The organism is Streptomyces flavofungini (genome assembly GCF_030388665.1).
Lineage (GTDB): Bacteria > Actinomycetota > Actinomycetes > Streptomycetales > Streptomycetaceae > Streptomyces > Streptomyces flavofungini_A.
The window spans coordinates 317,642-334,939 of record NZ_CP128846.1 but is presented as its reverse complement, the minus strand read 5'-3'; the positions used below and the strand labels follow the sequence as shown (position 1 = coordinate 334,939).

The window sequence follows — 17,298 nt, the reverse complement described above, 5'->3', positions numbered from 1 at the left end:
CGCTCGCCTCGGCCGTGGGACCGCTCACGTCAGCGCTCCTGTGCCCGTCGGCCGCCCCGCTCACCTCAGCTGTCCCGCCGTGAAGTACCCCTCGCGCACCAGCAGATCGGTGTTCTTCCGGTCGACGCTGACGGGCTTGAGGAGGAAGGCGGGCACGGTCTTCTCGCCGTTGTCGTAGTCCGTGGTGTTGTTGACCTTCGGCTTCCTGCCGTTCAGGACCGCGTCGCCCATCCGCACGGCCTGCGCGGCGAGTTCGCGGGTGTCCTTGAAGACGGTCTGGGTCTGCTCGCCGCGGATGATGGACTTCACCGACGCGAGCTCGGCGTCCTGCCCGGTGACGACCGGCAGGTCCTTCCCGGAGTAACCCGCGCTCTTGAGGGCGGAGATGACACCGATGGAGATGCCGTCGTACGGGGAGAGCACCGCGTCGACCTTGCGGTCGCCGTAGTTCTTGCTGATCAGGTCGTCCATGCGCTTCTGCGCGGTGCCGCCGTCCCAGCGCAGCGTCGTGGCCTGGCTCATCCTCTTCTGCCCGCTGCGCACAACGAGTTGCCCGCTGTCCAGATAGGGCTTCAGGACCTTCAGGGCGCCGTTCCAGAAGTACTTGGTGTTGTTGTCGTCCGGTGAGCCCGCGAACAGCTCGACGTTGAACTTCTCGTCCGCGCCCCTCGCGGGCTCGCCGAGGCCGAGGCGGTCGACGATGTACTGCCCCTGGAGCTCGCCGACCCGCTCGTTGTCGAACGAGGCGTAGTAGTCGACGTGCGCGGTGCCGAGGATGAGCCGGTCGTACGAGATCACGGGGATGCCCGCGTCGTGGGCGCGGGCGAGCACGTCGGTGAGCGCCGAGCCGTCGATCGCGGCGACCACCAGGAGCCGGTGCCCCTTGGTGATCATGTTCTCGAGCTGGGCGACCTGGTTCTCGACCTTGTCATCGCCGTACTGCAGATCGGTCTCGTACCCGGCCTTCTTGAACTGTTCGGCCATGTTCCTGCCGTCGGCGATCCAGCGCTCCGAGGCCTTGGTGGGCATGGCGAGGCCGATGGTGCCGCCCTTGCCGTCGTCGGGCCGGTAGCGGCTGCCGCCCCGGGCCTCCTGGCCGCAGGCGGTGAGGCAGACGGCGAGCAGCACGGCGCTCGCCGAGGTGAGGAGGGTGCGGGTGCGCACGGCTCAGCTCCCTTCCGGGACGGGGAAGCGGCTCAGCTCGCCGGGGAGCCGGGAGCCGAGCGGCGACATGCCGTCGGCGGCACCGTGCCGGGCGAGCAGGTCGAGCACGAGCCGGCCGCGCCGCACCCGTTCGCGGGCGGTGGCGAGGGTGTGCTCGCGCAGATGGGCGCCGTAGGGGTAGATGCCGGGCGACTTGCTGAGCCCGAACTTGAGGTAGAGCGGAGCGCCGCGCCGGATCAGCTCGGCCGTCTCGTACATGCGGACGTAGCCGCCGAGGTCGTCGGGCGCCTCGATGTACATGTCCATCGGCGCGCGGCTGATCCGCCGGATCTCGGTGAGGTGCTCCGTGGTCAGGTCGGACGGCACGTTGAGGGAGTCGGCGCCCAGGCGCTCGTAGACGGCGTACGAGGCGGGGTTGACCGGCCCCGTGAGCGCGGACAGCTTCAGCGTGGTGGTGGCGGGCAACTGGCCCGCGACCCGCAGCCGGTGCAGCAACCACAGGACGCCCTCGTCGGCGACCAGCAGGCAGCGCACCCCGAGCGCCGTGGCGCGCAGGGCGTCCTCGACGCACCCGGCGAGCGCGTCGTGGCCGCGGGCGCGAAGACCGGCGCCGCCGGAGTCGGTGCGGGTGGAGCCGCCGATGTCCCAGGTGCCGCGCGGGCCGGTGAACAGGCACAGCTCGATGTCCCGTTCGGCGCACGCGTCGACCATCTCGGTGATCTCGTCGTCGGTGAGCATCCAGACGCCGCTGCCCTGGCTGATGCGGTGCACGGGCACGTCCCAGCGCGCGCTCTCCTTGAGGACGGCGGCCAGGGCCTCCGGGCCCTCCACGGACGGGACTTCGGTGCGCCAGGTGCCGCCGTCGGGAAACGCGTGCGGCGAGGTGTCGGCAGGGTCGCTGCGGGGCGTGGGGTGGCCGATGCGGGCGAGGGCGGCGGCGCCGGGGCGCCGGGGGCTGGGGTGGGCGGTCATGGAGCTCCTTCATGCGGTTCGATATTTCGGACGCTGGTCGGATGTGCGGGCGGACGGGAAGCCTGTCCGGAGATCAAGGACGGGCAGGCAGGGCGGTCAAGGGCGCGCCGGGCCGACGGCGCGCGGTGCGTTCGTGAGCCGGACCGCCACCGTCTAGGGGCGCAGGAGCACCTTGCCCACCGTCGGATCGCCGGACCCGACCAGCGCGACGGCCTCGGCGAAGCGCTCCAGGGGGTACTCGTGCGTGATGAGCGGCGCCGGGTCGAGCAGCCCGAGTCCGAACGCGCGGACCGCGTCCGACCAGGCCGAGGAGGGCGCCCCGAAGACAGAACGGAGCTCCAGCTGGCTCAGCGACAGATGCACCGGATCGATCCCCGCCGCACCCGGGGCGAACATCCCCGTGAGCACGACCCGGCCGCCACGGCGCGCCAGCAGACACGAGGAGGCGGCGGTCGACGGCGCCCCCGCGGTCTCCACCACCAGGTCGTAACGCCCGTGGCGGCCGGCCGCCACGTCCGGTAGGAGGGCCGCGCTCGCGCCGCACGTGAGGGCCAGAGCCCCGCGCGTGGCCCGGCGGTCGATGACGATCAGCTCGGCGGGGTTCGAGGCGGCGAGCAACTGCACCGCGAGCAGCCCCAGCGTGCCCGCGCCGACCACCGCGACGCGCTCCCCGGGCCGCGGCCGTCCGGTCCGCACCGCCGCGGCGACCACGGCGGCCGGCTCCAGCAGAGCCGCGGCCCGCAGGTCGGCGTCGTCCGGCAGCGGGTGCAACAGCCGCGCGGGGACGGTCAGATGGTCGGCGAACGCACCCGGCTCGGTGAACCCGGTCTCGGCGTACCCGCCCGTGCACAGGTTGGTCTCGCCGCTCCGGCAGCGCTCGCACACCCCGCACGCGCGGAACCCCTCGGCGACGGTCCCGCGGCCCACGAGCCCCGCGTCGACCCCCGCCCCGACCGCCTCGACCGTGCCGGACCACTCATGTCCCGGCACGACGGGATAGCGGACGTAGGCGGCGTCCCGGTGGCCGTCGTACACCTCCCGGTCGCTCCCGCAGATCCCGGCGGCGGCGACCCGGACCAGCACCTCGCCGGGGCCGGGCACCGGCACCTCGCCGTGGACCAGGCGGTGCGCGCCGGGCCGGGGCACGACGAGCGAGCGGCTCGGGCCCGCCGGGGGAGTGCCGGGGGCGGCGTCGGCGGCGCGCGAGGGGGCCGCCGACCGGGCATCGACGGCGGGCGGGAAAGCGGCGCCCTCGACATCGGCCGCGCGCGGGGGAACCGTACCCCCGGCCGTGCTCGGTCCCCTCACTTCGGCGACCTCTGCTCCCAGCCCTCGGCCCACAGGTCGAACCGGGCCTGCTGCTGCGGGAACGCGGCGGCCGCGTCCGGGTCGAACTCCACCCCGAGGCCGGGCTCGTGGGAGACCGCGAAGCATCCCGTCTCCGGATCGACCTCGGGCGCGCCGCGCACCACCTTCTTGATCTCCGCGTCGGCGAAGTCGTTGAAGTGCTCCAGGACCTTGAAGTTCGGGGTGCAGGCGGCGAGTTGGAGCGAGGCGGCGGTGAGCACCGAACCGCCGACGTTGTGCGGGGCCACCAGCGCGTAGTGGGTCTCGGCGGTCGCGGCGAGCTTGCGGGTCTCCAGGATGCCGCCGATGTGGCCGAGGTCGGGCTGGATGATGTCGGCGGCCTGGGACTCGAACAGCTCGCGGAACTCGATCCGGTCGTGGATCCGCTCGCCCGTCGCGATCGGCAGCTCCACCTTGTCCGCGACCTTCTTGAGGGCCTTCAGATTCTCCGGCGGCACCGGCTCCTCCAGCCAGGCGGGCCGGTACGGCGCCAGCTCCCGTGCCAGGCGCACCGCGGTCGCCGGACTGAAGCGGCCGTGCATCTCCAGCATCAGCTCGACGTCGGGCCCGATCGCGTCCCGCACGGCCTCGATCAGCGACACGGCGTAGGCGCTGCGCTCGTGGTCGAGCTCGAAGTGCCCGGTCCCGAACGGGTCGATCTTCAGGGCGCGGTAGCCGCGGGCCACGACCTCCGCGGCCGCCTTGTGGTACGCCTCCGGGGTGCGCTCGGTGGTGTACCAGCCGTTCGCGTACGCCTTGACCCGGTCGGTGACCTTGCCCCCGAGCAACTGCCACACCGGGACGCCGAGAGCCTTGCCCTTGATGTCCCAGCAGGCCGTCTCGACGACGGCGATGCCGGACATCACGATCTCCCCGGCCCGCCCGTAGTCGCCGTACTTCATCCGGCGCACGAGGTCCTCGACCGCGAACGGGTCCGAGCCGGCTATGTGGTTCGCCTCCGCCTCACGCAGATAGCCGACGAGCGCGTCGGTGCGGCCGAGCATGCGGGTCTCGCCGACCCCGGTGAGGCCTTCGTCGGTGCGGACGAGCACATAGGTCAGATTGCGCCAGGGCGTCCCGACGACATGAGTGCTGATTCCCGTGATGCGCACGGCAGTTGACCCCTACTCTCCGTAGAGCTTGTTCGAGATTTCGACACACGTTCGAAATAGTGGCGCGACCGTATTCAGGCCGTGCGGAGGGTGTCAATGGGTCGCGCGCCGCTCGATTCCGCCGGATCATTGCCGGGTGAACGGCGGTGTGGCTAGCCTGTGTTCGTGATACCGGTCAGTGACCGGAGTTTCGAACGGCAAGGGGTGGGTGAGCGGCATGGGACGACTCGTTCCCGCGGTGACCAGGGCGATGGACGTGCTCGAACTGTTCCTGGAGGGCGATGGCACGCTCTCGGCGCCCGACATCACCCGCAAGCTCCAACTGCCGCGCACGACCGTGCACGAGCTGGTCACCACCCTCGCAGCCCGCTCCTACCTGGTGTCCGTGCCGGAGCAGCCGGGCCGCTACCGCCTCGGGGTGCGCACCTACCAGCTCGGCAGCCGGTACGCGGAGCAGCTCGACCTCGCCGCCGAGGGGCAGCGGGTGGCCCGGGAGGTCGCCGAGACCTGCGACGAGACGGTGCACGTCGCGATCCTGGAGGACCTGGACGTCATCTACATCGCCAAGGTCGACTCCACGCACGCCGTCCGCATGGTCTCCGCCGCGGGCCGCAGGCTCCCCGCGCACTGCACCTCGGTCGGCAAGATGCTGCTCGCCTCACTGCCGCCCGAAGAGCTCGCCCTGCGCATGGACGAGGAGGGGGAGCTCGTCGCGATGACCCACGACAGCATCACGGACCCCGAGGCGCTGCACGCCGTCCTCGCCGACATCCGCGCGCGCGGCATCGCCACCGAACACCGTGAGTCCAACCCGGACGTCAGCTGCGTCGCGGCCCCCGTCCGCGACGGTTCGGGCCGCGTCGTCGCCGCCCTGTCCATCTCGGTCCCCATGATCCGCTGGACCGAGTCCCGTGAACCGGAGCTGGCCGACCTGGCCGCCAAGGGCGCGGCGGACCTCTCGGCGCGCCTGGGGTACAGGGGTGGCGGCCGCTGAGGGCGCCCCGAGGGCTGCCCGACCCGAGTCAGGCGACGCCTGGCTCTCCTCGCCCGTGAGGATCCGCCGGACGGGCCCTAGCTCTCCTTGACCGTGAACACCCGGCCGAGCAGGGCGTACAGCGTCGCCCGGTCCTCGTCGTCGAGTGTGGCCAGGCCCGCCGTCGTCGTGTGCATGTTGGCGCGGATGGTGTCGATGGCCTGCTCGCCCTCGGGGGTGAGGACGACGTTCTTGACGCGGCGGTCGCCGGGGCTCGGCTCGCGGCGGACCAAGGAGCGCTTCTCGAGGCGGTCCACGATTCCCGTCATGTTCGAGGCGTCGCAGGCCAGCGTCTCGGCGAGCACGCGCATCGCGGCGGGGCCACGGCGCAGCACGGTGAGGGTCTTGGCCTGGCTCGCCGTGAGGTTCTCGCGGGCGGCCGCGGCCGTGAAATCGCCGTAGTAGGCGCCTAGCGACACCGAGAGCAGCTCCATGAGCTGGCCCGTGCCGACGCGCGGGGGTCCTGGCATGTGATCCACCTTACGCCCAGAAACTTGACCATCTCAAATATTGATGTCTACCGTAAAAGCATTACTTGAAGTTTTCAAGCATCTAGGTTCTTAAGTAGTTGGGAAAGAGTTTCCGTGTCTCACGCACAGCACGCGGCCCCCGCACGGGCTTCCGGGCAGACCGCGGTCGTCCTGGTGCTCGGGCTGGCCGCCATGGTCGTCTCGATGATGCAGACGCTGGTCGTCCCGATCCTCGGCATCATCCAGAGCGAGCTGGACGCCACCACCGCCAACGTCAGCTGGGTGACCACGGCCACGCTGCTGTCCGCCGCCGTCTTCACGCCCCTCCTGGGCCGCTTCGGCGACATGCACGGAAAGAAGCCGACCCTGGTCGGCGTGCTGCTCGTGATGATCGCGGGCTCGGTGCTCGCCGCCACCACGACCTCCCTGACCTGGCTCATCGTCGGCCGTGTGATGCAGGGCGCGGCGACCGCGATCTTCCCGCTCGCGCTGTCGGTGCTGCGTGAGGAGATCAAGCCGGAGAAGCTCCACGGCGCGATGGCCCTGGTCAGCGGCACGCTCGCGTTCGGCAGCGGCCTCGCCCTGGTGGGCGCGGGCCTGCTCACGCAGGGCTCGGACCCCGACTACCACCGGGTCTTCTGGCTCGCGGTCGTCCTCGCCGTGGTGGCGCTCGTCGGCGTGCTCTTCGTCGTGCCCGCCTCGCGCTCGAAGACGGGCGGCCGCACCGACTGGCTGGGCGCGCTCACCCTCGCTGCCCTCCTGGTCCTGCTGCTCCTGCCGATCTCGCAGGGCCATGAGTGGGGCTGGACGTCCGGACGTGTGCTCGGCAGCTTCGCCGCCGCCGTCGTGATGGCGGGTGTGTGGGTGTTCACCGAGAAGAAGGTGAAGGAGCCGATGGTGGACATGGAGATGTTCACGCACCGCCCCGTGCTCTTCACCAACCTGGCCGGCCTGCTCCTCGGCTTCGCGATGTTCGCCCAGTTCATCGGCGTCTCGTACCTGGTGCAGATGCCCGAGCAACTGGCGGGCTACGGCTTCGGCGCCTCGGTGCTCGACGCCTCGGTCGTCTACCTCCTGCCGACCACCCTCGTCTCGCTGGTGGGCGCCCAGTTCGGCGGCGTCCTGGTCCGCCGGATCGGGGCTCGCGTCACGCTGGCCCTCGGCGCCGCCTTCGGCGTCACCGGCTTCGCCTGGCTCACCCTGGCGCACGGCACCACCGCCTCGGTGATCGGCGCGGGCATGGTCGTCGGCCTGGCGATCAGCTTCGGGTACGCGGCCATGCCCGCGCTCATCGTCGCCAGCGTTCCCGCCCACCAGACGGGCATCGCCAACGGCATCAACTCCATCTCCCGCTCGGTCGGCAGCGCCATCGCGAGCGCCACGATCACCTCCCTGCTCGCCTCGAAGACCATCGAGCTCCCGGCGGGAATGCCCGCGCTGCCCGAGGAGAGCCAGTTCACGCTGAGCTTCGCCATCGCCGGAGCGGCCTTCGTCCTGGTCGCGGCGGTCTCCCTGCTCGGCCTCAAGGCGGCCCACGCGCCGCGTACGCCCGTGCTGCGGAAGAGGGCGGAGTCCTCCGAGTCCGCCGAGACGCCGGAGCGCGCCGGGGTCTGAACCGCCCGAAGCGTTCGCAGCGGCTTCGGCATGAGGCCCGGCCACCCCGGAGGCGGCCGGGCCTCACGCCGTTCGTCGTCCGGACGGGCCGAGCCCGAGCCGAGGCGCCGCTGCCCGGCGCGTCCCGTTGCCCGGCGTGTCCCGTTGCCCGGCGTGTCCCGCTACCCGGCCGTCCCGCTACCCGGCCGTGCCGAGCGCGTCCGTGCGGGCCTCGATCGCCCGGAGCAGACGCGCTCGCCACGGTCATGATCAGCGCGGTCGAGGGCGCCCTCCTGATCGCCCGCGCCGAAGGGGGCGTCCGCGCCTTGACGACGGCGGCACGGGAGCTGGGGCCGCTCCTGGACGAGGCGGTCGTCCGCCGCCACTGAGCCGGCCCGCCGCGCCCGGGCCGGGCCCGCCGCGCCCGGGCCGGGCCCGCCGAGCGGCGCCTCCCGCACCCGGCGCCGTCCGCCGCCCCTACCTCCGCACCTGCGAGGCCGCCACCGTCCGTCGCGCGTGCACCAGCGCCTCAAGCACCACCGGATGGCTCAGGTGGCGCGCGACAAGCACCAGATGCGCGCGTTCCGCGGCCGCGGGCACGTCCTCCCCGGGCAGTGCGGCGAGCAGCATGTCGGTGTCGGCGGGCGGCAGTCCCCGGCCGCGCGCCTCGGCGGCGTACAGGAGGGTCGCCGCCGCCTGCGCCGCCACGAGGTCGAAGCCGACGAACCCGCGCCGGGCCAGCTGGTCCACGGCGCGGGCGGGCGCGCTGCTCATCCAGGGGCTCAGGCTGCGGGCGCCGTCACGGATCTCGACGAGCCTGCGGGACAGGGCGATCCGGGTGTCCCAGCCGCCCCAGAGGAGGCCGGGGGCGAGGACGAGCTGCGGGTCGGCGCGCACGACGGTCTGCCACAGGGGGCGCAGCGCCTGGTAGTCGCGCCGCTCCCGCCTGCGCGCGGTGAAGGAGAGGCGGACCAGGCTGTAGTTGGCGACCAGACCGCTGACGGCGGTGGTCAGCCACGCGGCCTCGGCGAAGCCCTCGAGACGCATGCCGCCCGCCGCGCCTGCCATCGCCGTCAGGACGCAGAGGACGTGGAGCATGTCCAGGGCGACGGCGAGTGCGAACCCATGGACGCACTGCCGCAGTTCGGGTGTGAGCCGCGGGCCCTGCGAGGCCAGGAGCGCACGGCAGCGCCGCGCGGTGCTCGTGACGGCGGCGGTCAGCATGGCGAAGTACACGAGGTGGAACGCCACCGCGTCCGGAGTGCGCACGTAGTCCGGTGCGAAGAGCAGGGGGCGCGCCTCGCCGCCCGGGTCGGCCCGGGCGTAGAGGACCGTCATGGCGGCGACCGTGGCAGCGTAGAACGGGGCCCAGGCGAGGACCGTGCGGTGCGACGCGGTGCCCGTCGCCTGCCCGGGTTGCCACAGGACCGACATCAGGTGGGCGTGGCCGACGCACAGGAGCCCCACGGTGTTCACGAGCAGCGCCGACAGGTGGGGCGCGCCGAACGTGGTGTCGACGGCCCGGTACACAGCGGGCGTGGCCAGCAGGAAGATGACGCCCGCGAGGAACAGCGACGACGCGGAGACCTTGAGCAGGACCGCCGGTTCGCGCCGGGCGGCCAGCGCCTTGCCGAGCGCCAGGCACAGGGCGAGGGCCGCGGCGGTCAGGCTGACCGCGGTCAGGGTCGCGTGCCACATCACAGGCCGGAACGCCGGTTGGTGAAGGAGGTGAGCGGTGCGGTGTGGCCGTCGTCGTCATCGAGGGACAGCATCAGCATGCCGACGGTGGCGAACACCTCCGCCGACCACTCCTCGTCCTCCTCGTAGCCGGTGCGCAGTTGCACGGGCCGGGTCAGCACCTCGCGCACCACGTCGGCGGGCAGTGAGGGCATCTGCTCGGCGACGAGGTGCGGTTCGAGGAGGTCGCAGGCGGTGAGCGCGTGCGGGTCGACGTCCGCGGGGTGTGCGCTCAGCAGGTGGTACAACTCGTGCAACAGGACGTGCAGCCCTTGGCGTTCGCTGGTGTTGGCGGTGATGACGATGGTGTCCTCGGCTTCGCCCTGGACGCAGAACCCGCTGATGTGCGCGGGCAGGGGAAGCTTCTGGACGGTGATGGTCCGGCCGCGCTCGTGGGCGACGGTGTCGAGGAGTGTCTGCAGCCCTTGGCCGGGCCGCAGCCCCAGGTCGTCGTGGATGATGCGGATGGCCCGCCGCCGCGCCCGTGCCCAGGCACGGCGCTTGCGCACGGCGGAGCGGATGCGGTGGGAGACGTCGGCGACGGGCGCCCTGCCGATGCGGCGCAACCCGCCGGGGGCGCCGACGGACAGCACGGGTCAGCTCTCCCGGCTCGGTCCGGTGCCGACCCGGGCGCACCCGACGCCCGGTGGCGGCACGGCTCTTCGAGCCCGTCGTGCCGTCGCCGCTCTTCGTTCCGGTTCCGCGAGACACGGGTTCTGTGCCCGTGTGCTGGCGCCTCTCATAGGCCGTTCACGCTCCCCGCTCCCTACGTGGCGGGCGTGTGCCCGCTGACCTGCGCAGGGACAGTATCAGGCCGGTGGCGTAACGGTTCGGCGGCACCGCGTGTCAGCCAACGGACGCCGACCGTCCGGAATTTGGACCCCGGCGCTGGTCGGGCGGTGGCTCCGGCCTGAGGGCGAACACTGTACGGCCGGACCCCGTGTCAACAATTGAAGACGACGCTGGCCGGGGACGGGTGAGGCGGATACTCTCAGGGCGCCCCAACGAGTTCCGTGGCCCATGGAGACCTTCAGGTGAACGCAGCCGACCACCAGCCGGCGCCCGGACACGAGATCGCCCGTCTCCTCGCCGACGTGGACGCCTACGCCCTGCGTCTCGGCACCTCGCGCGGCCGCCTGCTGGACGTCGTGCTCATCTCCCGGGCGACCGGCATCGAGCCGGAGCGGGTGCGCGCCCTGCTCGGCGGTGAACTCCCCGAGGAGGAGCCCCGGGAGAAGAACGCGCGGGAGGGTTTCCGCAAGGCGCTGTTCCAGCAGCGCCTGCGCTTCCTGCAGCGGACCCGGCTCAAGGAGACCCCCGCAGGCAAGGAGCCCTACGGCCTGCGGGAGATCTCGCGGGCGACGGGCATCTCGGCGCAGCACGTGTCGAACCTGCTCAACGGCGAACGCGGCGCGAACCACGACCACGCGGCGCGCCTGGAGCTCTTCTTCCGGGTGCCGGAGGGCTTCTGCTCCCGCACCGAGGGCGCCGCGCTGATCGCCTACCTGCGCCGGATGGTCAACGAGGACCTGCCGAAACTCGCCACGCGCGCGGTCCTGCAGGAGCTGGGCGCGCGTTCGGTGGCCCTGCGCAGCACGGCGGACGGCGCTCAGATCGACACGCTGCGGGACCTGCTCCCGGCCCTGGACGAGCTGGTCAAGGTGATTCAGGGACGTAAACCGGGCGGCGGCCCGGAGGGCGGTGGCCGGCGTCCGTAGAGCGGGCGCGCTACGCGCGTTGTGGTGCATCAGGAAGGCCGGGGCGGCGCCTTCGCGGGTTCATTCGAGGCGCACGCCCATGACATGCATCGTTCTCAATCGTTGACACCGCCTGTGATAGTGCATCAGGATCTGTCTCACGCCAGGGCCGGGGGCAGGCCGGCTCTGACGGGGAACGAAGCCTGCCCGGACGTTCCATTCGTCCGCATGACCTGATTTCGGGGTTCCCGCGTGGGGGCGGGGGAAGCCCGACAGCGAGTCATCGGTTCTGCTCATACCCCGATCGGCCTTCGTGTCGCGTCGCCGTACCTTGGGTGCCCGCCCAACTGCGGCGTCGTTCTCGGGGATTGGACGGCCCCTGCGAATGGAACGAGCGTCTCGTCAGGTGATGCCAGGACTGCCGTGGCCCGTACCGGGGCCGGGGCGGGGCGGGGAGGAGCGATGAGCAGGTGACGACACCAATCGGCACCCCGAGCTCCTTGGTGGTTGGGCCCGAGGAAAGACGGCGGTCACGGTCCCGAACGGGACGAAGGGAGCCCCTGCCCGGGGGAGCCCGCCGCTGCCGGCAGCGAGCGATGCCCGTCCTCGCTGCCACTGGGCGGGGGTGGGGCCCCCGTTCGCCGAACCTCCTGATCCTGATGAGCCGTGCTCACGTCATGACGGGGCTAATTCAGGAAGATGCCATGGATGCAACTGTTACGTCCCTAGCCGCCTCGGCGGGGGCCATCATCGCCGATGAGCATGGCGATGTGCTGATGGTGAACCCGATGTACACGGCCTACTGGAACCTTCCCGGTGGCCATGTCGAAGAAGGGGAGAGCCCGAGCGCCGCCTGCGCCCGGGAAGTCCGCGCGGAGCTCGGTCTGGACGTCGAGATGGGGGACCTGCTCGTGGTCGCCTGGGTCGACTCCGGCGGTCTGATGCCTCGCGTCTACTACATCTTCGACGCCGGAGAGGTCACTGCCGAGCAACGGCGTGCCATCACGCTGCGGGAGGACGGCGCGGGGGAGTACCGCTTCGCGTCCCCGGAGCGGATCGACGCGTCGCTGATCCCGCCGTTCGTCAAGCCCATGTGGGAAGCGGCGCTCACCGCCCGCAAGGACAAGCGCCTTGTGTGCATCGAAGTGGAGGTGTGAACAGCGTGACCTGACCGCTCACGCCAGGTGGGCGGACAGCGGGGGAGAGGACGACAGACGAACGAACGAGAAGCGCGGGAGAGATCCGAGCCGACCGGTCCCTGTCCCGATGCCTCACCCTCGCGCAGGACCAGGAGCCGCCGCCCGCCCGGGCGGCGGCTCCGCACGTTCCGCAAACGCGCAACATCGTTCAGCCAATCCTTAACGCTTTCCTGTCGACAGGACGCGCGGCCTGCTTCCCCGGCCCGCCGGACCTGTGCTCCCGGGCCTCAACTTGGCCTGAGAACCGGTGGGTGCGCACTCTCCCGCATGTCATCGTGGACCTCGGAATGGTATGGACCTGACAGGTCTGCCCGGGTCGCGCGCCGCTGGGGCGGGTCACCCGCGCGGGCGGTGTCGGCGAGGGGAGCTTACGCATGCGCGGGTCGACGGTCTTGCCCGGTACGAGCGAGGGAAACGGCAACCACCCCGGTGCGGGCGGCCTGCCGATCCACCGCCTGGAGGTGCCGATGCCCAACACGCTGCCCTTCGCCATCGGCACCTTCGACACCATCGGCCCGATGTCCCGGGCCTCCTTCCCGCACCGGCACACCTTCCACGAGATCGTGCTCGTCACCGGCGGCACCGGCAGCCACGTCGTCGACCTGACCCGCTTCACCCTGCGCCCGCCCCACCTGTGCTTCATCGCCCCCGGGCAGGTGCACTACTGGGACGGCGTCCGGGGCCTGGAGGGCCGCGTCGTCGTGTTCACCGACGACTTCCTCCTGGAGCACCCCGCCGACCGCGCCCTGCTGCGCCGCCTCGGCCGCCGCCCGTGGCTGGAGCTGCCCGAGCGGGACGCGGACTGGGCCGCGCGCCTCGTGGCCGAGATGGACCACGAGTACCGCACCGGCGCCGAGGGCTTCGGCGGCGTCCTGCGCGCCCTGCTGCACATCCTCGTGGTGCGCGCCGGACGCCTCCCGGCCCCCGGTCGGCTCCACCCGCACGGCGTCCCCGCCCCCGAGGCCGCCCGCCCCGCCCCCGCGGCAGCCCGGTTCGTCGCCCTGGTGAACACCCCCCGCGCGCTGCCCTGGTCCGTACAGGACTGCGCCGGACACCTCGGGGTGTCCGTGAGTCACTTGAACGAGGCGGTGAAGGCCGCCATGGGCCGCACCCCGGGCGAACTGCTGCGCCAGGCCCGGGTGCACGAGGCGAAACGCCTTCTCGCCTGCACCGATTTGACGGTACGTCAGGTCGCGAACCGGGTGGGCTTCGCCGACCCCGCTTACTTCTGCCGCTTCTTCCGTCGCGAGACCGGCGCCACTCCCGGTGACTTCCGCCGCGGCGGTGGCGATATTCACCACGACCACCGCATTGCGTCCATCGCCCCGCCCGGGCCCGCCGCATAGCTTCTTAGCCGATCCCCACCCCCCACCCAGGAGGAGCGATGGACGGCGACACGCCCACCAACGGGCACGACATCAGCGGCCCCCCGACCGGCGAGCCCGCGGACCCGGACGCGCCCGCCCCGCGCCCGGGCCCGAGCCGCAAGACGGTGCTCCGCGCCGCCTTGGCCGCGGGTGTCGCGGCGCCGGTGGCGATGATGGGGGTCCCGGCGCTCGCCCGCACCAAGGCGGGCAGCGGCAAGGCCCCTGAGGTCACCCCGTCCTGCGACGACGGCGACGACCCGACCCCACCCCAGACGGAGGGCCCGTACTTCAAACCCAACTCGCCCCGGCGCACCTCGCTCATCGAGCCCGGCACCCAGGGCACCCGGCTCACCGTCACCGGTTACGTCTTCGGCCTGGCCTGCCTGCCGATCCCGCAGGTGCTCCTCGACTTCTGGCAGGCCGACGCCCGCGGCGCGTACGACAACGTGGGCTTCCGGATGCGCGGGCACCAGTTCACCGACGCCCGCGGCGCGTTCACGCTCACCACGATCTTCCCCGGCCTCTACCCCGGCCGCACCCGCCACCTGCACGTGAAACTGCAGGCGCCGGGCCGTCCGGTCCTCACCACCCAGCTCTACTTCCCGAACGAGCCGCGCAACAACACCGACCCGATCTTCGACGCCCGGCTGCTCATGAACGTACGGGACGTCGGCAACGCCAAGGACGCCGACTTCGACTTCGTCCTGCGGGTGCCCCAGACCCCGTCACCGACCGACCCCCCGACCCAGCCCCCCGGCGGCACCTGGGCCGTCGGCACCGGCTACAGCGTCGGCGACCGCGTCACCCACGACGGCCGCGCCTACGTCTGCCTCCAGGGCCACACGGCCCAGCGCGGCTGGGAGCCGCCGTCGGCGCCGTCGCTGTGGCGCGCGGTCTGACGCACCCGCGGTGATCACCCGTCGGAGTGGACCGGCGCGTGGGAGCGGGCTCCGCGGCCCCCGCCCCTGCCAAGATCGTCGCGCAATCGCGACGGACTCGGGAGAGGTGGCACGTGAACGGCAAGGGTGTGAAGGCGCGTTGGTGGGCGCGGACGGCGACAGCGTTCGTCTGTGTGGGGGCGGCGGTGACGGCCGCCGCCCCGTCCGCGTTCGCCGGGGCGACGGGATGCAACGACCGCACCTGCATCGCGGTCGCGGGCAGCGGACTGCGCGTGGAGTCCGTGACGGCGTCGACGACCTGGAACGGCGACTTCAACGGACACCTGCACATCTACGGCGGCGGCATCGACCGCAACAGCGCCACGGGCTTCTGGGGCTACCACCAGAAGTTCACGGTGCCCGTGGGCCGCGATCTGCCCAACGGGTCCGTGCTGTGCGCCGAGGGCTGGGAGCACACCGGCGGCGGGCTCCAACTGCGTGGCCGCGCCTGCGCCGAGGTGCACTTCTGAGACGTACGAGGTGGGACGTACGGCCGTGACGCGGCGGCTCGGGTGCCATCCGGGCCGCCGCGTCCGCGCGCTCACCCGCGGCGCACGATGTCGCGTACGAGGGCGAAGGACCGGTGGCGGTCGCGGGTGCTGTGGACGGGCGTGACGGTCATCAGCTCGTCGGCGCGCGTGGCCTCGACGATGCGGGTGAGCGCGGCCTCGACCGAGTCGCGGGTGCCGCGGGCCTGCTGGCCGACGAACGCCGCGAGCGCCTGCTCCTCCTCGGCGGTGAAGCGGTGGGCGGCAGCGGCGGCGGGCGTGGGGAAGGGCTGTTCGCCGTGGCCCTTGAGGAGCGCCGCCTTGATGATGTCCATGGGCCTGGCGAGCTCCGCGGCCCGCTCCTCGGTGTCCGCGCACACCGTCTCCACGCACACGAGGACGCGTGGGACGTCGCTCCAGCGCGAGGGCCGGAAGGCGTCCCGGTAGCGCTTGAGGGACCCGAGGGTGTTGTCGGGCCGGATGTGGTGCGCGAAGGCGATCGGCAGGCCGAGCGAGGCGGCGAGGTCGGCGCCCGCGTCGCTGGACGCGAGCAGCCAGGGTTCGGGCAGTTCGCCGATGCCGACGTCGAGCAGGTGGTCCAGGGTCGCCGCCACGTCGCGGTGGTACTCGGCGTCGGTGGTGGGGTCGGCGCCGCGGCGCAGGGCCCGCGCCGTGGGTTCGTGGAAGGTGCCGGGGCCGCGCCCGATGCCGAGGTCGATGCGGTCGGGGTGCAGGGTGGCGAGGGTGGCGAACTGCTCGGCGATGGTGATCGGGGCGTGGTTCGGGGCGAGGACGCCGCCGGAGCCGAGTCGGAGCCCGGGCGTGGTGGCGGCGGTGTGGGCGGCGAGGAGCGCCGGCGGGAAGGCGCCGATGGCGGGCGACCCGTGGTGCTCGGCGAACCACAGCCGGTGGTAGCCGAGGCGGCTCAACTCCTGTGCGCTGCGGTGGCAGTTGGCCAGCGCGTCGGCAGGGGTGGTGCCGGCTTCGACGATGGACACCTCTAGGGCAGAGAGCGGAAGTTCGATCACTCCGCAAGAATAGGCCGGGCGCCGAGCGGGTCTTCGGGGGGCGCCCGGACTCCCGGCGCACGGCGCCCGGGCCCGGTGCGCCGAGCCGGTCCGCGCCCCGCCCGCCACCGCGCGCGTACGGCGGTGCCCGCCACGCTCTGGCCAATTCCTCCCCGTGCGGCAAGGATGCGGTGCCCCTGGAGCGACGGACCGCGCCAGGGGCCGGACGGGAGGAAGGACACCGCGATGGGCACGCACGCAGCGCCGCGCACCCGCAGACCCACACTGTTCGCCGCCGTCGGTGCCACGCTCCTCGCGGCCCTGTTCGGCATCCCGCGCGCGGACGGGGCGCCGCGCTCCGCCGACCTCTGCCGCACCACGGGCACCGCGCTGCCGCGCGGCGACTGCGGCCCGTTCTGGCAGGTCCTCGCGGAGGACTTCGACGGCGACCGGGTGCCGCTCGGCTCCTTCAGCGACTGCGACCACCACGTCGACACCTCCGCCGCGTACTGCGGCGGGCTGCGCGGTTCGTACCGCGACAACTGGTGGGCGTACCCGACGGGTTGGCGCGACACCGCCAACGACCGGGGCCGCTCCGTCGTCGGCGTCTACCACCCCGAGGACACGGTGAGCGTCGGCCCTGCGCCGAACGGCGACGGGCGCATGCGCATCCGGATGTGGCGGCCCGACGACGGCGGGCCCGTGCACGCGGCGGCGGTCGTACCGCGTGCCGTCATGCAGATGAAGTACGGCAAGTACAGCGCGCGCATCAAGGTCACCAAGCTGGCGCCCGGCTACAAGTCGGCCTGGCTGCACTACGGCGGGGGCTGCGAGATGGACCACCCCGAGGGCGAGTGGACGGGCTCCCTGAGCGCCTTCCACCACCCGTGCGGCGGTGGCGAGCAGGGCTCGTTCCGGGGCGCCGACGACTGGACCGAGTGGCACACCGTGTCGACGGAGTGGACGCCCGGCCACGTCCGGTTCTTCGTCGACGGCCGCCAGGTGGGCCACGACACCCGTGACGTGCCGGACCGCCCGCTGTCCTGGGTGCTGCAGAACGAGAGTGCCTTGGAGGGGCCGACGGCGGCGCCGGGCAGCAGCGCGCAGCTCGAGGTCACGTGGGTCGCTGCGTACGCGTACGGCTGGAAGTGACGCGGGACGGCCCGCGCCGCGC

Annotated in this window: 16 protein-coding genes and 1 pseudogene; 9 read left to right on the top strand and 8 right to left on the bottom strand. The window is 72.5% G+C overall.

What is annotated here, in order from left to right:
- Positions 1 to 60: 60 nt before the first annotated feature.
- The 4 genes from chvE to QUY26_RS01490 all read right to left on the bottom strand — a co-directional run bounded on the left by chvE (position 61) and on the right by QUY26_RS01490 (position 4,595).
- Entirely contained in the window at positions 61 to 1,164 is a 1,104-nt protein-coding gene (gene chvE / locus QUY26_RS01505) for a multiple monosaccharide ABC transporter substrate-binding protein (RefSeq protein ID WP_289943275.1), read from the bottom strand.
- A gap of 3 nt (positions 1,165 to 1,167) precedes the next feature.
- The gene (locus tag QUY26_RS01500) at positions 1,168 to 2,136 is read right to left on the bottom strand and encodes a hypothetical protein (protein WP_289943274.1); all 969 of its coding nucleotides are present in this window, start codon (positions 2,134 to 2,136) and stop codon (positions 1,168 to 1,170) included.
- 153 nt (positions 2,137 to 2,289) lie between these two features.
- Complete coding sequence (locus tag QUY26_RS01495) at positions 2,290 to 3,282, bottom strand: zinc-dependent alcohol dehydrogenase (RefSeq protein ID WP_289955384.1); 993 nt, start codon at positions 3,280 to 3,282, stop codon at positions 2,290 to 2,292.
- A gap of 158 nt (positions 3,283 to 3,440) precedes the next feature.
- The gene (locus QUY26_RS01490; protein ID WP_289943273.1) at positions 3,441 to 4,595 is read right to left on the bottom strand and encodes a mandelate racemase/muconate lactonizing enzyme family protein; all 1,155 of its coding nucleotides are present in this window, start codon (positions 4,593 to 4,595) and stop codon (positions 3,441 to 3,443) included.
- Positions 4,596 to 4,812: 217 nt separating this feature from the next.
- Here QUY26_RS01490 and QUY26_RS01485 point away from each other — a divergent pair, with 217 nt between their 5' ends.
- On the top strand, positions 4,813 to 5,589 hold the full coding sequence (locus QUY26_RS01485; RefSeq protein ID WP_289943272.1) for an IclR family transcriptional regulator: 777 nt from the start codon (positions 4,813 to 4,815) through the stop codon (positions 5,587 to 5,589).
- Between the two features lie 77 nt (positions 5,590 to 5,666).
- On the opposite strand, the gene QUY26_RS01480 is transcribed toward QUY26_RS01485, so the two are convergent.
- Positions 5,667 to 6,098: a MarR family winged helix-turn-helix transcriptional regulator gene (locus QUY26_RS01480; protein WP_289943271.1), complete on the bottom strand. Its 432-nt coding sequence runs from the start codon at positions 6,096 to 6,098 to the stop codon at positions 5,667 to 5,669.
- 114 nt (positions 6,099 to 6,212) lie between these two features.
- Between QUY26_RS01480 and QUY26_RS01475 the strand changes: the two genes are divergently transcribed.
- A complete protein-coding gene (locus tag QUY26_RS01475; RefSeq protein ID WP_289943270.1) occupies positions 6,213 to 7,712 on the top strand; it encodes an MFS transporter in 1,500 nt (499 codons plus the stop codon).
- A gap of 224 nt (positions 7,713 to 7,936) precedes the next feature.
- Positions 7,937 to 8,080 (top strand): annotated as a pseudogene (locus QUY26_RS01470) (TetR/AcrR family transcriptional regulator); the annotation flags it as partial.
- 88 nt (positions 8,081 to 8,168) lie between these two features.
- Here the strand turns inward: QUY26_RS01470 and QUY26_RS01465 are convergent.
- Entirely contained in the window at positions 8,169 to 9,389 is a 1,221-nt protein-coding gene (locus QUY26_RS01465; RefSeq protein WP_289943269.1) for an MAB_1171c family putative transporter, read from the bottom strand.
- Complete coding sequence (locus QUY26_RS01460; RefSeq protein WP_289943268.1) at positions 9,389 to 10,021, bottom strand: hypothetical protein; 633 nt, start codon at positions 10,019 to 10,021, stop codon at positions 9,389 to 9,391. Before QUY26_RS01460 ends, QUY26_RS01465 begins: the two co-directional genes overlap by 1 nt.
- Positions 10,022 to 10,462: 441 nt before the next feature.
- Here QUY26_RS01460 and QUY26_RS01455 point away from each other — a divergent pair, with 441 nt between their 5' ends.
- From QUY26_RS01455 to QUY26_RS01435, 5 genes are all read left to right on the top strand, one after another.
- A complete protein-coding gene (locus tag QUY26_RS01455) occupies positions 10,463 to 11,146 on the top strand; it encodes a helix-turn-helix transcriptional regulator (protein WP_289943267.1) in 684 nt (227 codons plus the stop codon).
- Positions 11,147 to 11,784: 638 nt separating this feature from the next.
- A complete protein-coding gene (locus tag QUY26_RS01450) occupies positions 11,785 to 12,282 on the top strand; it encodes an NUDIX domain-containing protein (protein WP_289943266.1) in 498 nt (165 codons plus the stop codon).
- A gap of 416 nt (positions 12,283 to 12,698) precedes the next feature.
- On the top strand, positions 12,699 to 13,670 hold the full coding sequence (locus tag QUY26_RS01445) for a helix-turn-helix transcriptional regulator (protein ID WP_289943265.1): 972 nt from the start codon (positions 12,699 to 12,701) through the stop codon (positions 13,668 to 13,670).
- 38 nt (positions 13,671 to 13,708) lie between these two features.
- Positions 13,709 to 14,590, top strand: a complete 882-nt coding sequence (locus QUY26_RS01440) for a carbohydrate-binding protein (protein ID WP_436840243.1) — start codon at positions 13,709 to 13,711, stop codon at positions 14,588 to 14,590.
- Between the two features lie 113 nt (positions 14,591 to 14,703).
- Positions 14,704 to 15,099: a hypothetical protein gene (locus tag QUY26_RS01435; RefSeq protein WP_289943264.1), complete on the top strand. Its 396-nt coding sequence runs from the start codon at positions 14,704 to 14,706 to the stop codon at positions 15,097 to 15,099.
- A gap of 71 nt (positions 15,100 to 15,170) precedes the next feature.
- Here the strand turns inward: QUY26_RS01435 and QUY26_RS01430 are convergent, their stop codons facing one another.
- Positions 15,171 to 16,145 carry an MsnO8 family LLM class oxidoreductase gene (locus QUY26_RS01430; RefSeq protein WP_289943263.1) on the bottom strand — a complete coding sequence of 325 codons (975 nt, stop codon included), beginning with the start codon at positions 16,143 to 16,145 and terminating at the stop codon, positions 15,171 to 15,173.
- 225 nt (positions 16,146 to 16,370) lie between these two features.
- Between QUY26_RS01430 and QUY26_RS01425 the strand changes: the two genes are divergently transcribed.
- Positions 16,371 to 17,276 carry a glycoside hydrolase family 16 protein gene (locus QUY26_RS01425; protein ID WP_289943262.1) on the top strand — a complete coding sequence of 302 codons (906 nt, stop codon included), beginning with the start codon at positions 16,371 to 16,373 and terminating at the stop codon, positions 17,274 to 17,276.
- The last annotated feature ends 22 nt before the right edge of the window (positions 17,277 to 17,298 follow it).